The sequence below is a fragment of the Paenarthrobacter sp. CC6 genome (assembly GCF_040560085.1).
GTDB lineage: Bacteria > Actinomycetota > Actinomycetes > Actinomycetales > Micrococcaceae > Arthrobacter > Arthrobacter nicotinovorans.
Map to the genome: position 1 here is coordinate 15,142 of NZ_JARDAN010000024.1, position 16,428 is coordinate 31,569.

13 protein-coding genes and 1 tRNA gene are annotated in these 16,428 nt (G+C 63.5%); 4 read left to right on the plus strand and 10 right to left on the minus strand.

Features of this window, described 5'->3' with window-relative positions:
- Window positions 1-5 precede the first annotated feature (5 nt).
- From PV760_RS19115 to PV760_RS19135, 5 genes are all read right to left on the minus strand, one after another.
- Window positions 6-1,028 carry an ABC transporter ATP-binding protein gene (locus PV760_RS19115; protein WP_354628461.1) on the minus strand — a complete coding sequence of 341 codons (1,023 nt, stop codon included), beginning with the start codon at window positions 1,026-1,028 and terminating at the stop codon, window positions 6-8.
- An 8-nt stretch (window positions 1,029-1,036) separates the two neighbouring features.
- On the minus strand, window positions 1,037-2,089 hold the full coding sequence (locus PV760_RS19120; RefSeq protein ID WP_039239850.1) for an ABC transporter ATP-binding protein: 1,053 nt from the start codon (window positions 2,087-2,089) through the stop codon (window positions 1,037-1,039).
- On the minus strand, window positions 2,086-3,087 hold the full coding sequence (locus PV760_RS19125) for an ABC transporter permease (RefSeq protein ID WP_055974226.1): 1,002 nt from the start codon (window positions 3,085-3,087) through the stop codon (window positions 2,086-2,088). Before PV760_RS19125 ends, PV760_RS19120 begins: the two co-directional genes overlap by 4 nt.
- Before the next feature lie 81 nt (window positions 3,088-3,168).
- Window positions 3,169-4,893, minus strand: coding sequence for an ABC transporter substrate-binding protein (locus tag PV760_RS19130; RefSeq protein WP_039239854.1), 1,725 nt, complete (start codon window positions 4,891-4,893; stop codon window positions 3,169-3,171).
- A gap of 66 nt (window positions 4,894-4,959) precedes the next feature.
- On the minus strand, window positions 4,960-5,994 hold the full coding sequence (locus PV760_RS19135) for an ABC transporter permease (protein ID WP_209783734.1): 1,035 nt from the start codon (window positions 5,992-5,994) through the stop codon (window positions 4,960-4,962).
- A gap of 160 nt (window positions 5,995-6,154) precedes the next feature.
- Here PV760_RS19135 and PV760_RS19140 point away from each other — a divergent pair, with 160 nt between their 5' ends.
- Window positions 6,155-7,621, plus strand: coding sequence for a chlorohydrolase family protein (locus tag PV760_RS19140; protein WP_110506121.1), 1,467 nt, complete (start codon window positions 6,155-6,157; stop codon window positions 7,619-7,621).
- 34 nt (window positions 7,622-7,655) lie between these two features.
- Window positions 7,656-8,357 carry a GntR family transcriptional regulator gene (locus tag PV760_RS19145; protein ID WP_227453684.1) on the plus strand — a complete coding sequence of 234 codons (702 nt, stop codon included), beginning with the start codon at window positions 7,656-7,658 and terminating at the stop codon, window positions 8,355-8,357.
- Window positions 8,358-8,419: 62 nt separating this feature from the next.
- On the opposite strand, the gene PV760_RS19150 is transcribed toward PV760_RS19145, so the two are convergent.
- From PV760_RS19150 to PV760_RS19170, 5 genes are all read right to left on the minus strand, one after another.
- Window positions 8,420-9,835 carry a DUF4032 domain-containing protein gene (locus PV760_RS19150; protein WP_018779875.1) on the minus strand — a complete coding sequence of 472 codons (1,416 nt, stop codon included), beginning with the start codon at window positions 9,833-9,835 and terminating at the stop codon, window positions 8,420-8,422.
- Complete coding sequence (locus PV760_RS19155; RefSeq protein WP_354628462.1) at window positions 9,832-11,427, minus strand: beta-N-acetylhexosaminidase; 1,596 nt, start codon at window positions 11,425-11,427, stop codon at window positions 9,832-9,834. The genes PV760_RS19150 and PV760_RS19155 overlap by 4 nt, the downstream gene beginning before the upstream one ends.
- 89 nt (window positions 11,428-11,516) lie before the next feature.
- Window positions 11,517-12,599 carry an ABC transporter ATP-binding protein gene (locus PV760_RS19160; protein ID WP_018779877.1) on the minus strand — a complete coding sequence of 361 codons (1,083 nt, stop codon included), beginning with the start codon at window positions 12,597-12,599 and terminating at the stop codon, window positions 11,517-11,519.
- A gap of 206 nt (window positions 12,600-12,805) precedes the next feature.
- Entirely contained in the window at window positions 12,806-13,603 is a 798-nt protein-coding gene (gene otsB / locus PV760_RS19165; RefSeq protein WP_354628463.1) for a trehalose-phosphatase, read from the minus strand.
- Window positions 13,593-15,089, minus strand: a complete 1,497-nt coding sequence (locus PV760_RS19170) for an alpha,alpha-trehalose-phosphate synthase (UDP-forming) (RefSeq protein WP_064723542.1) — start codon at window positions 15,087-15,089, stop codon at window positions 13,593-13,595. The genes otsB and PV760_RS19170 overlap by 11 nt, the downstream gene beginning before the upstream one ends.
- A gap of 176 nt (window positions 15,090-15,265) precedes the next feature.
- Here PV760_RS19170 and PV760_RS19175 point away from each other — a divergent pair, with 176 nt between their 5' ends.
- Window positions 15,266-16,144: a DsbA family protein gene (locus PV760_RS19175; protein WP_018779880.1), complete on the plus strand. Its 879-nt coding sequence runs from the start codon at window positions 15,266-15,268 to the stop codon at window positions 16,142-16,144.
- A 147-nt stretch (window positions 16,145-16,291) separates the two neighbouring features.
- A tRNA-Thr gene (locus PV760_RS19180) sits at window positions 16,292-16,368 on the plus strand.
- Window positions 16,369-16,428 lie beyond the last annotated feature (60 nt).

Genomic DNA, 16,428 nt, shown 5'->3' on the forward strand with positions numbered 1-16,428 from the left:
TGCGTCTATTTCACGCCCGCCAGGGCCGTTGCGGCCATACCCGCGTGGTGGCAGGCCGGCGCGGCGGGCGTCGCCGGTGTTGGAATCTCGTTGATGCAGCGCTGGCGTTGTTCTTCCGGGAGGGTCCCGATCAAGGGGCAACGGGTCCGGAAGACACAGCCGCTGGGCGGATTGGCAGGAGAGGGCAGGTCGCCTCGAAGCCGGATCTTCACCTGTTCCCGGGCAGCCCTTGGATCCGGCAGGGGCACTGCCGAGAGCAGGGCCTTGGTGTAGGGATGCAGGGGGTTCCGGAAGAGCTCGTCGCGGGGTCCCTGCTCCACGATCTTGCCCAGGTACATCACCGCAACTTCGTGGGAAATGTGCCGGACCACGGAGAGATCGTGGGCGATGAAAATGTAGGAAACGCCGGTGTCCTGCTGGATCTGCTGCAGGAGGTTCACCACCTGGGCCTGCACGGAGACATCCAGCGCGGAGACGGGCTCATCGCACACAATGACCGACGGGTTCAGGGAAATGGCCCGGGCAATACCCACGCGTTGGCGTTGCCCGCCGGAGAATTCATGCGGGAACCGGTTGTAGTGTTCCGGCTTCAGGCCAACCTGGTCCAGAAGTTCCTTGACCCGGTTCTTCAGGCCGCCAGGCGGGTTGATCTTCTGCGCCACCATGGGAGCGGCAATGGCTGTGCCCACGCTCTGCCGCGGATTCAGGGAAGCGAAAGGATCCTGGAAGATCATTTGGACCTTGCGGCGGAAGTTGTACAGCTCCCGGCCGCGCAACTGGCTGATGTCCACGCCGTCGATCACTATCCGCCCGGCCGTCGGGTCCATAAGCCGGGCCACCATGCGGCCGGTGGTCGACTTGCCGCAACCGGACTCACCCACGAGCCCCAAAGTCTGGCCGCGGGCGAGACTGAAGGACACGCCGTCGACCGCTTTGACCGATCGCTTGGCGGCTCCTGGCAGAAACCCGCCCTTCAGCGGGAAGTGCTTTTGCAGGTTCTCCACATGGAGAATTGGTTCATGTTCCACGGCTGGTCCTAACGCGAATTCCGGATGGTGATGATCTGCGGGCCGCTCAAGTGGCAGCGTTGGCCGTGGCCGTCGTCGATTGTCAGCTCCGGACGCTGCTTGGCGCAGACGCCGTCGCCGACGAGTTCGGCGTACTGGCACCGCGCGCTGAAGATGCACCCCTTGGGCAGGTCAAGGAGCGACGGCGGCTGGCCGGGTATCGGGTTCAGCCGGCCTGCGGCGCTGTTCAGCGTGGGCATGGAGTTGAGCAGGCCCAGGGTATAGGGATGCCGGGTGTCGTAGAAGATGTCGTCCACCGGCCCGGACTCGACGCACTGGCCGCCGTACATGACCAGCACGTTGTCGCAGACCTCGGCCACTACGCCGAGGTCGTGCGTGATGAGGATCAGCGCAGAGTTCGTTTCCTCCTGGAGCTCTGACATGAGGTCCAGGATCTGCGCCTGGACAGTCACGTCCAGGGCGGTGGTGGGTTCGTCGGCAATCAGCAGCTCCGGCTCGCAGATCAGCGCCATCGCGATCATGGCGCGCTGACGCATTCCACCGGAGAAGTGGTGCGGGTACTCGTCGAAGCGCTGCTCCGGGCTGGGGATACCCACCCTTCCCAGCATGTCGACGGCGGCCGCCCGGGCCTGCTTTTTGCTCGCCTTGTTGTGGACCAGGTAGGCCTCGGCAATCTGGTGGCCCACAGTGTAGAAGGGGTGCAGCGCCGACAGTGGATCCTGGAAGATCATTCCGATGTTGCGGCCGCGGAGCTTGCGCATGGCGGACTCGGGCAGCGTCACCAGGTCCTTGCCTTGGAACATGGCCTGCCCGGTCACCTGCGCGGAGGTGCCTTTGAGCAGGCCCATCAAGGCCTGGCTGGTGACGGACTTTCCGGATCCGGATTCACCCACGATGCCCAGGGTCTCGCCACGTTCCAGGGCGAAGTCCATGCCGTTCACTGCGGAGACAACGCCGTCATCCGTAGGGAACTTCACTGTGAGACCGCGGACTTCAAGGAAAGCAGCGGTTGCTGTACTTCCGGCAGTAGCGCTCGCGGTGTTGGTCTGAAGCTGGGTCATTGGAGCCTCACTCGGGGATCGATGGCGGCGTAGGCGAGGTCCACGGCGACGTTCGCAACGATGACGAAGAACGCGGCCAGCATGGTGATGGCCATGGTGACTGGAAGGTCGCCGGAGATGGCCGCATGCACTGCCGTGAAGCCCAGGCCCGGGACGGAGAAGATCTGTTCAGTGAGGACCGCTCCGCCGAGAAGGAGGCCGATGTCCATTCCGAGCATGGTGACAACCGGGGTGATGCCCGCACGGACGCCGTGCTTGAACGTGACCGTCCGGGGTGCCAGGCCTTTCGCACGGGCGGTCCTGATGAAGTCCTCGCCAAAGGTTTCAATCATGTTGGTTCGGGTGACGCGGATATAGGAGGCGCTGAACAGGACAGCCAAGGCGATCCACGGCAACAGATAGTTGGCCACCCAGGCTCCGGGACCCTGCGGTCCGAACGGGCTGTTGATTTCGTTGGTGGTGAACGGCAGGAGATGCAGCTGGTTGACGAACAGGAGCAGCAGAAACAAGCCGGTGACCGGGATGGGCAGCGAGACCCCCACTGAGGCAGCACCCACGATGAACTTGTCCACCGGCGTTCCTTTGCGGAGGGCGGCCAGCAGACCCAGTCCGACGCCGGTGATGGTCCACAGGACCAGCGCGCCGATGGCCATGGAGAAGGTGTAGGGGAGCGAGCGGCCGATGATGTCGGCAACGTTCTCATTGGTTTGGAACGACTTGCCGAGGCAGGGCCATTCGCAAAGCGTCTGGGCTCCCGGAGCGCCGATCATGCGCGAGGAGAAGAAGCCGCGGATGTAGTCGATGTACTGGATAAGGAATGGCTGGTCCATGCCCAGGGCTACGCGGGCTTCAGCCACGCGTTCGGGAGTGCACTCCTGGCCGCAGGCTGCGGCGGCGGGATCAGACGGACCGAGCTGGAAGAGCGTGAACGTAATGAAACTGACGGCGGCAAGCAGCAGGACCAGCGATCCGGTCCGGCGAAGAATGAAAGTCATCATGGTGGTGGTTGCGGGCCGCCCGCCGGGGCAGGCGGCCCGCTTCTCCTTCTGGACTATGCCCGAATGGTTATCAAAGCCCGGTTACTGCTCGACGCCGACGATGGAGAGGTCGATGCCGCCGAAGAAGTAGCCCACCTGGGCATTGCGGACATTCGAACCGACCACGCTGTTCGTGTGGCTGCGGATGAGCGGGACGATCGGGTAGGTCTTCAAGGCAGAACCGAAGGCCTCTGCCCACTTCTTGCCAAGTTCCTCGGAGGTGCCGTCCGTGTTGCGCAGATCGAACATGGCCTTGGACACAACGGGGTCGAAGTAACGGGAGGTGTTGGAGAAGCCATAGCTGGTGCCCTCATTGTTCGGTCCCAACAGAGGGTCGGCGGAGGTGCGGACCGATGCCGGGTCGGCGCCACCGCACCAGCCGGAGCGGCCCATGTCCGGGAGCTGTTCGCTGGCGAGGACCGAGTAGTAGTTCGGGGCGGGAATCGGAACCAGTTCCACGTCGATGCCCAGGGCCTTGAGGTTCTGCTGGACCACTGTGCCGGTGTTCTTGAAGGCGTCCCGGTTGTTGGCGTAGCCGTACGTCAGGGTCTTGGGGTAGTCCTTGCCTTCCAGGAGCTTCTTGGCTTCCTCGAGCTTGGGCTTGCCGGTGGGGTCCAGTTCCAGCTCCGTTTCCACGTAGCCGCGCATCTTGGAGTTCAGCGGGCTCTGGGTGATCTCGCCGAAGCGGCGTCCTCCGTACTGCACCAGGATGGACTGGCGGTCCAGGGCCAAGGCGATCGCCTTGCGGACGTCAGGGTCCTTGATCTTCTGGGTGTTCAGGCTCAGGACGTCGTTGCAGCCCAGCAGGCCCGAAGCTACGCGGTCCTTGACCTTGGCATCTGCCAGCTTTGCGGAGTCGGAGGTTTGGAGCGCGCCGTTGGAGTCGAGCGTGATGGCGTTGGGATCCGAGTCGGCAAGCAACTGCTGGCTGATGGTGGCCTGGGACGTGGACAGGGAGAAGCTGAAGGTGTCCGGGAGGGCGGAGCGGTTGGGGTCGGTTGCCGGATCCCAGTGCGGATTGCGGACCAGTTTGAGGGACTTGCCGCGGTTGTAGGACTCCACCATGTATGGGCCCGAGGAAACGGGATGGTTGGTGTAGTCCAGCTTGGTGTCCTTGGCTTTGGGGACCGGAGCTGTGTTGGAGCGCGACGCCAAGGCCGGGAACTCGGCGAAGGGCTTCTTCAGGTGGAAGACCACGGTGCGCTCGTCGGGCGTTTCAACAGCCTGAAGCACAGCGGCAGGATCCTTGTACGGTCCCTTGTACCCGCCGGCGTCGAGCGCTGCATTCAACTCCTGCGGCGCCTGGGTGAAGACATCCTGGGCGAAGGTGCGTTCCACTCCGTACTTGATGTCGGCGGAGGTGATCGGTGTTCCGTCCTCGAACTTCACGCCGTCCTTGAGGGTGAACGTCCAGCTGAGGCCGTCATCGGAGACCTTGCCCGTGTCCGTGGCGAGGTCCGGGACGACCGTTGGCGGCTGGCCCGCTGTTTCCTTGGCCATGGTGAGCGTGCGGTAGTACAGCTGGCCGACGTTGGCCGTCTGGACGTAGTTGCTGTTGCCCGGGTCCAGGGTCTGGAAATCGGAGGACATCAGGACGTTGAGGTTTCCGCCCTTGGAAGTGAAGCCGGACTTGACCACATTGGGGGCCAGCTCGGTGACGGACTCTGCGGGCTTGGAGTTGCCCGGCTGGTTTTGGCCGGCGCCGCAGCCGGTGGCTGCCACGGCAATCAGCACGGAAAGAGCGAGGGCTCTTGCGGGGGTTTTCATGATGCTCCTTGTAGAGGATGGGGGCGATGCGGGGAATGGTGCGGAATTTGTCGGCGGGGTTCTTTGTCAGCGGGAGGACTTGGGATCCAGCGCATCCCGGACGGCGTCGCCCAGGAGGTTGAAGGCCAGCACGGTGACGATGAGCATGATGCCCGGTACAGCCAGGAACCACGGGTCGCTGAGGTACCAGTTGCCGGACTGGGCGGCGTTGAGCATCTGGCCCCACGACGGTGTGGGGTCCTTGACGCCGACGCCGAGGAAGGACAGTGCCGCTTCGGCGGAGATGTTGGTGGGGATCAGCATGGTGGCGTACACGAGGACGACTCCCATGACGTTGGGGATGATCTGCCGGAAGAGGACGCTGAGGTGGGAGGCACCGAAGGACCGGGCGGCTTCCACGAATTCGCGCTCGCGGAGGCTCAGCACCTGGCCGCGGACGATGCGTGCAAGGTAGGCCCAGCCGAAGAAGCCCAGGATGATCACCAGCGAGGCCATGGGCAGGAAGCTGCCTTCGCCCAGCGGGGTATCGCGGAGCCGTGACTGCAGGATGGGCGTCAGCGAGAGCACCAGGAGCAGGTGCGGGAACGCGAGGAACAGGTCCATGATCCGGCTGATGATGGCGTCTGTCTTGCCGCCGAAGTAGCCGGCGGCTGCGCCAAGGACCGTGCCGAGGACCACGGAGACTGCAGTGGAAAGCAGCGCAATGGTCAGGGAGACCTGGCCGCCGTAGGCAAGCCGCGCGAAGAGGTCCCGGCCCAGTCCGGGCTCCACACCCAACCAATGCTGCGCCGAGGGGTACATGAACCCTGGGAGGGGCAGCCCGGGTGTTTGGAAGTCGTCCAGCACTTCGGGGCTGGTGTTGGACGTATAAGGATCGTTGCCGGACATGGCGCTGAGCACAGGGGCAAGGATGGCGAACAACAGGATGGCCACCACGACGCACAGGCTAAGAAGTGCCACCTTGCTGCGCCGGATCCGCATCCATGCGGTGGCGAGCAGTGAGCGGGCTTCGGCAGGTGCCGCCACTTTGCCTTCCGGCGTCGTTGCCGGAGGCAGCGGCGGACTGCCGGTACTTGGTTCGACGGACTGTATCTGGGTCAACGGTTCTGCTCGTTTCGTGATCAGGAGCTTGCTCCGGAGTTCTTGTATACCAAAATAGACTAGAGCAGGATTCATGCGATGTAAATCACAAATAATGTACTGTTTGGAATACCAGAGAGTAATACGAGTTGTCCGGACGGGACAGGAAACAGGAGACGACGTGCGCACAAAGGTCACCGCCCGCTACGTGCTGGGCCACCACAACGGACATCACGTGCTGCTGGAAAACGCGTGCGTGGTCTACAGCGGCCACACCATCGACTTCGTGGGCCATGACTTCACCGGTCCTGTGGACGAGGAACGGCACATGGGGGATGCGCTGCTCATGCCCGGCCTGATCGACCTCGATGCCCTGACCGACATCGACCACCTCATCCTGGACAGCTGGGCCGGCGCTGAGCAGGCCAAAGGCCACCAGTGGTCCGAGGACTATTTCCGTAACCGCCGCACCGATGTCTTCACGGCCGGGGAACGCCAGCAGATCCGTGAGTACGCCCTGATCCAACTCGTCCTGCACGGGATCACCACCTACATGCCCATCGCCTCCGAAGTGCACTCCGAATGGGCGGAATCGTTCGAGGAGCTGGCGGGCATGGCGGAGACCAGCCGGCGGCTGGGCCTGCGCGGTTACCTCGGCCCGGCCTACCGCTCGGGCGTGAACGTCGTGTTGGACGATGGCAGCCGTTCAGTCATGTTCGACGACGACCGCGGCCGTGAGGGTCTTGCCGACGCCTTGCGCTTCATTGACCACGCGAACGAGCTCAACGATCCCTTGGTCAACGGAGTCCTGCTCCCGTGCCGCATTGAGACGCTGGACATCGAATTGCTCAAAGCCACTGCCGCAGCTTCCAGCGAGCGGGACGTGCTGGTGCGCCTGCACTCCCTGCAAGGGCTCGTGGAGCGACAACTCATCCAGGACTGGCACGGCGTAACGCCACTGGAACTCCTCGACCAGGTAGGCCTCCTCAACGAGCGGCTCCTGATCCCGCACGCCACCTACACGGACAGGAACCCTGCCGTCCATGGCGAGGATCGCGGCGACCTCGCGCAGTTGGCGGACAGCGGCGCCAGCATCATCCACTGCCCCCTCACCTCCATGCGTTACGGCAGCACACTGGACTCCTTCAACGCCTACAAGAGCGCGGGCATCAACATTTCGCTGGGCACGGACTCGTTCCCGCCCGATCTCATCCGGGGCATCGATGCCGGCGTGCAGCTCGCCAAAATCCTCGCCGGAAGCAACGACGCCGGAGACGTCGCCGGATACTTCGACGCCGCCACGCTGGGCGGTGCCCACGCCTTGAGGCGCCCGGACCTGGGCCGGCTTGAGCCCGGCGCCCAGGCTGACCTGGTGGCGTTCTCCTTGGAAGACGTCCGCGACGGCGTCCACGACGACCCGTTGCGGACCCTCCTTCTCAACGGCACAGCCCGCCAGGCCGTGCTGTCCGTCGTGGCAGGCCGGACCATCATGGTTGACGGGACGATCGAAGGCGTTGACCTGGCCTTTTGGCGGTCCAAGGGGCAGGAATTATTTGACAGGATGCGTGGAGCCTACAGCAGCCGTGACTTTGGGAACCGCCCGGCCGATGAGCTGTTTCCGCCCGTGTATGCTCGGTTGGAACGCTGACCGGCGCCGTCCGGCGGCGGCAGCGTACGCAGTGATGAAGGGAAGTTCCACAGTGGCTGAGGCGACGCCGGAAACCGGGAATGGCCGCGATGACGAGGCCCGCGCGGAGAACGTCTACCAATTGGTACTGGAGGGCATTGTCACGGGCAAGTACGCCCAAGGCGTGCGGCTGCGCGAACGCGAACTCTCGGAGATTTACAGCGTCTCCCGCATCCCGGTCCGTGAGGCCATCCAGCGCCTGGAGCAGGACGGTTTCGTGGAGACCTTCCCGCGCCGCGGGGCGGTGGTCCGCCAGCTGACTCTCACGGACGTCAATGAGCTCTTTGATATCCGCCTGTGCTTGGAAACCTTCGCCGCGAGGATGGCCGCCACCCGGGTGGCCGAGGGCAGCGACGGCGGCCGGTTGGAGGAACTCATGGAGGCCTCCAACGCCGCCATCGACGAGGACCGGACCGAGGATGTCGCCGTGATCAGCGCAGAGCTTCACGCCGAGATCGTGCGCCTGTCAGGGAACAGGCTCCTCATCGAGTCCGTGAAGCCGCTGTTCGGGCGGATGCGCTGGATTTTCGGGCTCACGCACAACCGCAGCAACGAACTCCAACGCGACGAGCACACGGAACTCTGCAACGCGATCCTCAAGGGCAAGCCTGACCTGGCGTATTCACTGGCGTACTCGCACATCGAGCTGGGCCGCGAGCCCGTGCTGAACGGGCTCGCGGAAACCCTGGAACCCTGAGTTTTGTCCAGGTAACGCCCTTTAGGAGCCGTCTTAGGGGCGTTAACTGTACAAAAACTCCATTAGTCGTCGGCGTCCGGGTACTCGTCCTCGTCGTCGTACCGGCCTGACTCCTCCACCTCGACCTCAAGGATCTTGAGCAGTTCCGTGTCCGGGTTCAACATGATGGCGGCCTCGTCACGGCGGTGCTGCAGCACAGTGTCCAGGTAGGACTGCACGGTTTCAGCCAACGGCACGTACCTGTCTTGTTTCTGGCTCATGTACCAGCGGTGTTCCAGGACCTCGTGAACGACCTCTGCCGGCTCCAGCTTTCCCGCCAGATGGCGCGGGATGGAGCGGACAATGGGCTCGAAGATCTGGCTGACCCAGATGTGCGCGCTGATTTCCTCGTCCAGGTCCGGGTTGTTGTCGGCCCGGAACTGGTCCATGTCGTTCAGGAGCCTGCGGGCCTGGTTCTCCTGGGCGTCCAAACCGGTCAGGCGTAGCAGCCGCCGCTGGTGGTGCCCGGCGTCCACCACCTTGGGTTGGAGCTGGATGGTGGAGCCGTCCGCCGTCGTCTTGATGGCGTATTCTTCAACGTCGAAGCCGAGCTCGTTGAGGCGCCGGATGCGTGCACCCACGCGCCAGCGCTCGCCCAGTTCGAAGGATTCCTTCTCGGTCAGTTCAGTCCACAACCGGCGGTAGCTGCCCATGATCAGCTCACTGGTGGCTACAGGATCCACCTTCTCCTCAATGAGGCCGCCGTCCAGCAGGTCCATGAGCTCACCGGCGATGTTCACCCTGGCGATCTCAAGGTCGTATTCGCGCTGGCCCATGGAAAGGTCCGGGTAGAGCTCGCCCGTTTCGGCGTCCACCAAATAGGCGGCAAAGGCACCTGCGTCACGGCGGAACAGCGTGTTGGACAGCGAGACGTCGCCCCAGTAGAAGCCGATCAGGTGCAGGCGGACCAGCAGGAGGGCCTGCGCATCAATAAGGCGTGTCAGGGTGTCCTTGCGGAGCATCTGCGAAAACAAGGCGCGGTAAGGCATGGAGAACTTCAGGTGCCGGGTCACCAGTACCGGATTGAGCGGCCTGCCGTCCGCCGTGGTGCGTCCAGTAATGACGGCTACGGGCTCCACGCAGGGCACATCCAGCCGCGCCAGTTTGCGCAGCATGTGGTACTCGTGCCGTGCCACGTGCTCCGACGTTTCCTTGATGGCGATCACCGAACCGCCCAAGTGGGCGAACCGGACAATGTGCCGGGAAATACCGCGGGGAAGGGCGGCAAGGTTCTCAGCCGGCCAATCCTCCAACGCAATGTGCCAGGGCAGATCCAGCAACTCCGGATCTGCCGTTGCCGCCGTGATGTTCAGCGAACCGATGACGCTTGCCGGAGGGGCGGCATCCTGCGCGCTGGCAGCCTCGGTCCGCGGGAGCTTGCCGATCTGCCCGTAGTCGGTGGGTTCGTCGTGCCACTGGGCTTCGTTTTGCTCGCTCATGCCTCAATTGTTCCGTACTCAGGGGAAGCTGACGCACCCGCGTCCGTGAAGGGGTTCAGCGGCGGGGCTGACCATTCGACGTCGGGGGCCTCCTGGAAGACGACGCCCTGCTTGGTGAGGCGCTCACCAAAGGCGCCCAGCCGACGTCGGAAGTCACCGGCGTTGCGCAACTCCTGGCCGGTCCAGGCGACTTCCGCCAGTGAGATGGCCCGTGGGTAGAGCAACCACTGTGCTTGTTGGTTGTTGCGGACGGTCTCGGTCCAGAGGGGGCCTTCGACACCCAGGATCTGCTTGTCCGTCAGGCCGCCTTGGGCCGGGTCCCAGTTGTAGTACTCGGCCCAGGTGAAGGGGCCGCCCTTGACCCATTCAAGGCCCACAGGACTCTCCGGGGAGTACTTCTGGTCCAGATAGGTGTTGGCTGCCGGCGACATGATCACTGTGAGTGTGCTGGTATCAGCCTGCTGGACAATCGCTTCCAGATCTCCGAACCAGTACTGGATCACGGCCCCGTTCGGAAGCTCTGCCTCGGCGAACTCGTTCCAGCCCACCACGGTCTTTCCGGTCAGCGAAGCCAAGCGGGCAAATTCCTGCATCATGTCGAGGTAGTTCCGGTGCCCCGTTACCAGTGCTTCGTCGCCACCGATATGCAGGTAGGGGCCAACGGTTATCGCGGCAAGCTGGCCCAGGACCTCGGCTACGAACTCGTAGGTGGCCGGGAGTGAGGCGTCCAGTGTTGACCAGCCGACGTCGGCAGTGGTGCTCATGTCCTTGGCGACGCCGTCCGGGTTGAGCTGCGGAATGGCCGCGAGGGCGGCGTTGACGTGTCCGGGAAGATCGATCTCCGGAATGACCACGACGTTCCTGACAGCGGCATACGCCTGGAGTTCCTTGAAATCCTGCTGGGTGTAGAAACCGGACTTGCCGCGGGGCGGAACTGCCGTGGCGACTTCCACCGCTCCCTGGCCGCCCACGTCGGTCAGCTTGCTGTAGTCCAAGCCCGACGGGTTCTCTTCCGGTTGGCGGATTTCGATCCGCCAGCCTTGGTCGTCGGTCAGATGCAGGTGAAGGGCATTGAACTTGAACTGCGTCATGACGTCGATCTGCTCCTTGACCTCCTCCACCGTGAGGAAGTTGCGGGCAACATCGAGCATGAGGCCGCGGTAGGCAAAGCGCGGAGCGTCCAGGATCTCGACGGCGGGAACCACCCAGATGCCGGCGTCGCGGTTTTGGGCGGCCTCGGTTTCTTCGATCGCTGCGGGGAATAGCTGCCTGAGCGTTTGCAGTCCGTTGAACAGGCCGGCAGGGGTGGAGGCGGTAAGCCGGACGCCATCCTCGGCGACGGTCAGTGTGTAAGCCTCTCGACCGCCGTCGAACGAATCCACCAACTCCAGGGCGATATCTCCTGAGCGGTGTTCTTCAACCAGCGGCAGTGCAAAGCCGGTGGCGGTGCGGAGCAGCGCGGCCAACTGTTCAGCGGGCTGCGCGGCGGCATGGCCGGCCGCGATCCTGGCGCCGGGGGAGAGGGTGAAAGCCGGGCCGTCCTGGGGTGCGACGTGGGAGGGCCGGGGAATCAGGTGATCTGTGGTGTTCATGCCGTTCTTTCCGGGAAGAAGGTTAACGTGATAACGGCCCGACCGGAAGGGGTCGGGCCGCCATCACAATGCGGAACGTACAGACGCGATTAGTCGCCCAGGCGCAGGCCCGTCTTGGTGTCGAACAGGTGCACGTGGCCGGACTGCGGACGAACGAAGATGGACTCGCCCTTCATCGGAGGGCGGCGGCCGTCGACGCGTGCGACGATGTCGTGGCTCTTGCCATCAAGGATGGTGTGGCCGTAGACGTAAGCGTCGGCACCGAGTTCTTCAACCACGTCAACCTCAACCTGGAGGCCTTCGCCGTTGCCGACGGTCTCGAGGTCTTCCGGACGGGAACCAACGGTAACGGTCTGGCCGTGGGCTTCCTGGAGAACGTCGCGCGGCACGGGGTAAACCGTTCCGCCGAACTGGACGCCGCCGTCGACGACCGGCAGTTCCAGCAGGTTCATGGCCGGGGAGCCGATGAAGCCCGCAACGAAAACGTTCTTCGGGCGGTCGTACAGGTTGCGCGGGGTGTCAACCTGCTGGAGCAGGCCGTCCTTCAGGACTGCAACGCGGTCACCCATGGTCATGGCCTCGACCTGGTCGTGCGTCACGTAAACCGTGGTGACGCCGAGGCGGCGGGTCAGGGATGCGATCTGCGTACGGGTCTGGACGCGGAGCTTGGCGTCAAGGTTGGAAAGCGGCTCATCCATGAGGAAGACCTGCGGGTTACGGACGATTGCGCGTCCCATGGCAACACGCTGACGCTGACCACCGGAGAGAGCCTTCGGCTTGCGGTCCAGGTACTGCTCAAGGTCAAGAAGCTTGGCGGCTTCGCGAACACGCTCTGCCCGCTCTTCCTTGGAAACGCCGGCGATCTTCAGTGCGAAGCCCATGTTGTCCGCAACGGTCATGTGCGGGTACAGGGCGTAGTTCTGGAAGACCATTGCGATGTCGCGGTCCTTCGGGGGAACATCCGTGACGTCGCGGTCACCGATCAGAATGCGGCCGGCGTTCACATCCTCAAGACCTGCGAGCATGCGCAGGGAGGTGGACTTACCGCAACCGGAGGGTCCAACGAGGACCAGGAATTCGCCATCGGCGATGTCGATGTTGAGCTTATCGACGGCGGGCTTATCTGTGCCCGGGTACAGACGCGTAGCGTTATCAAAAGTAACTGTAGCCACAGTTATCAATCCCTTCACCGGCAGGTACGTGCCGGACGATCCGTTGTGAATGGTTCATTTTCTTCAGTTGAACTCCCCGGCCTGAGGCCGGGGAGGATCGTGTAACGCCGCACGGTACTGTGCGTCACATCACAACCAAGAGTATGTCAGACTTTTTGACTAACTACCTAAATGTTACGAACATCACATATGCAACTGCTCACATATCAGGCCTCCGCGGTGACCCGTCGGCGCTCGCGCAAAAGCGCTTCCAGCAACTCCGCCACGTGGACGGGAGCCTCCACCCGGTACTGTGCTTGGGTGTAATCCAAGCCAACCTTGATGCCGACGTCATCACCCATGAGCCTGCCCAGGGCGTCTTCATCCGTGACGTCGTCCCCGGCAAACAGGATGGCCGTGGCACCTGTCGCCTGGCGGAGGAACTCCACGGCTTCGCCCTTGGAAGCGTGGACCACGGAGGTTTCCAACACCCGCTTCCCCGTCTTCAGGTACACCCCTGGATAGTCGCCCAGGACCCGCGTCGCGGCTTCGACGGCGTCCTCCGCCACGTCGTCGTCGGCCATCCGGGTATGGAGGACAACTCCGGCAGGCTTGTCTTCGAGGACGGTACCGGGGGCGATGTTCACGATTTCGGCAAGCACCTCACGGACGGCAGCCAGTTTCTTCCGCTGGTCCTCATCCAGTTCCAGGCCCAGGGATCCTTCGCCCAGCCACACCTCGGCGCCGTGGCTGCCTATCAGCAGCGTTTTGGCCGGGGGAGAGGCGACCAGCCGCAGACTGTCCAGGGCCCTGCCGGAGATGAGCGCCGTCGTCGTGCGTGGCAGTTCGGCGAGGCTCGCAAGCGCAGCAGCCGACCGCGGAAGGGGACGCGCGTCCTCGGCCCGGTCGACGATCGGCGAGAGGGTTCCGTCGAAGTCCAGCGCCACCAGCAGGTGCTCCGTGCCGGAAATACGACGGACGGCGTCCAAAAGTTCCGGTGACAGCGACAGGTTCTCAGCTGTCATCACGAACCACCTTCTCCTCCAAGGCGGCCAGGAACTCGGCCGACCAATGATCGACGTCGTGGTCCAGGATCTGCTTGCGCATCAGTTTCATGCGGCGGCGTGCTTCCTTCGGGGAGAGATTGATGGCGCGCAGGATGGTGGACTTGAGGCCGTCGATGTCGTGCGGGTTGATCAGCAGGGCCTGCTTGAGCTGATCGGCTGCGCCGGCGAACTCACTGAGGACCAGCGCGCCGTCGTCCTCGGAACGGGCCGTGACGTATTCCTTAGCCACCAGGTTCATGCCGTCGCGCAAGGCCGTCACCAACATGACGTCCGCAGCCAGATACAGGGCCACCATCTCTTCCACCGGGTAGCTGTGGTGCAGGTAGCGCACGGCCGTGTTCTGGATGGTGTCGTACGTGCCGTTGATGTGGCCTACGGTGCCCTCGATTTCCTCGCGCAGAAGCCTGTACTGCTCCACGCGCTCCCTGCTGGGGCTGGCCACCTGGATGAGGGTAGCATCCTCTACCTTGATATGTCCGTCCGCCAGGAGTTCCTCAAAAGCCTTGAGCCTGTGCCGGATGCCCTTGGTGTAGTCGAGTCGGTCCACGCCCAAGAGGATGGTCTTGGGGTTGCCCAGGTCCGTGCGGATCTGCCGGGCCCGCTCAATGATGTCCGGCCTGGCGGCGAGCTCGCGGATCTGGTCCACGTCGATGGAGATGGGGAACGCCTGCGCCCTGGCGATGTGGGTCACCTCCCCGTCCGGGCCCTTCACATGAACCTGCTGCTGCTTCACGCTGGCGCCCAGGAAGCGGCGGGCGGAGCGCATGAAGTTGCCGGCGTCGCTGGGGCGTTGAAAGCCCAGCAGGTCAGCGCCAAGCAGGCCGTCGATGATTTCGCGGCGCCACGGCAGCTGGGCAAAGATCTCCGGCGGCGGGAAGGGAATGTGGTTGAAGAAGCCGATCTTGAGGTCCGGCCGGGATTCCCGCAACAGGCGCGGAACCAGTTGGAGTTGGTAGTCCTGCACCCACACAGTGGCGTCCTGTGCTGCGTGCCGGGCTACGGCGTCGGCGAACTTCCTGTTGACCTTGCGGTACGAATCCCACCAGGTCCTGTGGAACTCCGGCGGTGCGATGACGTCGTGATAGAGCGGCCAGATGGTCGCGTTGGAGAAGCCCTCGTAGAAGAGTTCAACGTCATCGCTGCTCAACTGTACGGGGATCAGGTCCATGCCCTCATGGCTGAACGGGCGCACGGTCTCATCCGGAGCGCCATGCCAACCTACCCACGCGCCGTCGGACTTGGTCATCATCGGCGCGAGCGCCGTCACCAGGCCGCCGGGCGAGCGGCGCCAGCCGTCCTTCTCATCTCCGTCGTCGCTGATCCGATCGACGGGCAACCTGTTGGAGACCACCATGAAATCGAACTTGGTTGCTGTGGGCTTCTTGACGGGAGAAGCCCGTACGCCCTCTTCGGTTGTGAGTTTCTCGCTTGCCAAATCCTGCATCAATGCTCCCTGGGGTTGCTGTGACTCAACTCCCAGCCTACTAGCGGAATCTTCCCCGGCGGTTGATCGTTCAACTACCGGGCGGACGGGTGCGCGGTAGAGCTCCAAGTTGGCTCCCGTAAACTGTCCCCGTTGCCCTAGCTATTCACTACGACGTCGAGTAACCCGAGGAACTGATGAGCCCCGCAAACGAATCCCGCCTGTCAAAGGCTGAACGCACCGCCCAGGCACGGGAAAAAGCGCGAGCAATCCGCGAAGAACAGTTGAAGAAGGAGAAGCGCAACAAGCTTCTGGTCGGCTGGGGCATCGTGGTTGCCATCGTCGTCATCATTGCCATAATCGCCGCAGTGGTTATCGGCAACATCCAGAACAACGCTCCGGTTGCAGACCAGGGCCCGACGCCGGCCAACGGCAACGTCCACGGCGGCGTCACGCTGCTGGCTGGCAGCGAAGTGGTGAAGTCGGAGCCCGGCAGCGTCAACGTCGCAGATGTTCCCTCCGCTCCCGCCACCAAGCCCGCCACGGTGACCGTGCCCGGCGGCGAAGCTGAGGCCGGGAAGCCCGTCAAGGTGATCGCCTACATCGACTTCATCTGCCCCGTCTGCAAGCGGTTCGAGACCACCTACGGAGAGTCCCTGACCAACCTCCGCAACGAAGGCAAGATTTCCCTTGAGTACCGCCCCCTCGGGTTCCTGGACCTGCAGTCCACCACCAACTACTCATCCCGCGCAGCCAACGCCGCAGCATGCGTAGCGAACACCTCCCCGGAGAAGTACGCGGACTTCTTCAACCTGCTCTTCGAACGCCAGCCGGCCGAAGGCAGCGCAGGCATCTCCGACAAGGACCTGAAGGCCATGGCCACTGAGGTTGGCGCCGCCAATATCGACTCGTGCGTGGACAGCAAGCAGTTCCGTCCTTGGGTGAAGGTTGCCACGCAAGAAGCAGCCGCAATCGGCATCACCGGCACGCCGACCATCTTCGTCGACGGCAAGCAGTGGGACGGTTCCACTGACCTGAACGCCGAGATCCAGACCGCCATCACGGCAAAGGGCTAAGCCTTTATCTGACATCACGACGGAGGCCGGTCACCTTCTCGTTGAGGTGGCCGGCCGTTGTTGCTCAGGCAAATTTCGTTGACGGGGATGGTCTGGGCTAACCTTATCTAGCGCTCTTTCGCGCATGGTTCCGGGTAGCCGGAGCGTGCCTCCTTAGCTCAGTTGGCCAGAGCACCGCTCTTGTAAAGCGGGGGTCGTCGGTTCGAATCCGACAGGGGGCTCCACGAACCCCTCCATTCCGGCGATTTTGCCCGGGATGGAGGGGTTTTTCGTGTCTGAAATGC

Excerpts from the sequence above, each read along its gene's own strand:
- PV760_RS19150 (WP_018779875.1), bottom strand. The coding sequence starts at position 9,835 with ATGAGCGAGCAAAACGAAGCCCAGTGGCACGACGAACCCACCGACTAC.
- PV760_RS19155 (WP_354628462.1), bottom strand. The coding sequence starts at position 11,427 with ATGAACACCACAGATCACCTGATTCCCCGGCCCTCCCACGTCGCACCC.
- PV760_RS19175 (WP_018779880.1), top strand. The coding sequence starts at position 15,266 with ATGAGCCCCGCAAACGAATCCCGCCTGTCAAAGGCTGAACGCACCGCC.
- PV760_RS19170 (WP_064723542.1), bottom strand. The coding sequence starts at position 15,089 with ATGCAGGATTTGGCAAGCGAGAAACTCACAACCGAAGAGGGCGTACGG.
- PV760_RS19120 (WP_039239850.1), bottom strand. The coding sequence starts at position 2,089 with ATGACCCAGCTTCAGACCAACACCGCGAGCGCTACTGCCGGAAGTACA.
- PV760_RS19125 (WP_055974226.1), bottom strand. The coding sequence starts at position 3,087 with ATGATGACTTTCATTCTTCGCCGGACCGGATCGCTGGTCCTGCTGCTT.
- otsB (WP_354628463.1), bottom strand. The coding sequence starts at position 13,603 with ATGACAGCTGAGAACCTGTCGCTGTCACCGGAACTTTTGGACGCCGTC.
- PV760_RS19130 (WP_039239854.1), bottom strand. The coding sequence starts at position 4,893 with ATGAAAACCCCCGCAAGAGCCCTCGCTCTTTCCGTGCTGATTGCCGTG.
- PV760_RS19145 (WP_227453684.1), top strand. The coding sequence starts at position 7,656 with ATGAAGGGAAGTTCCACAGTGGCTGAGGCGACGCCGGAAACCGGGAAT.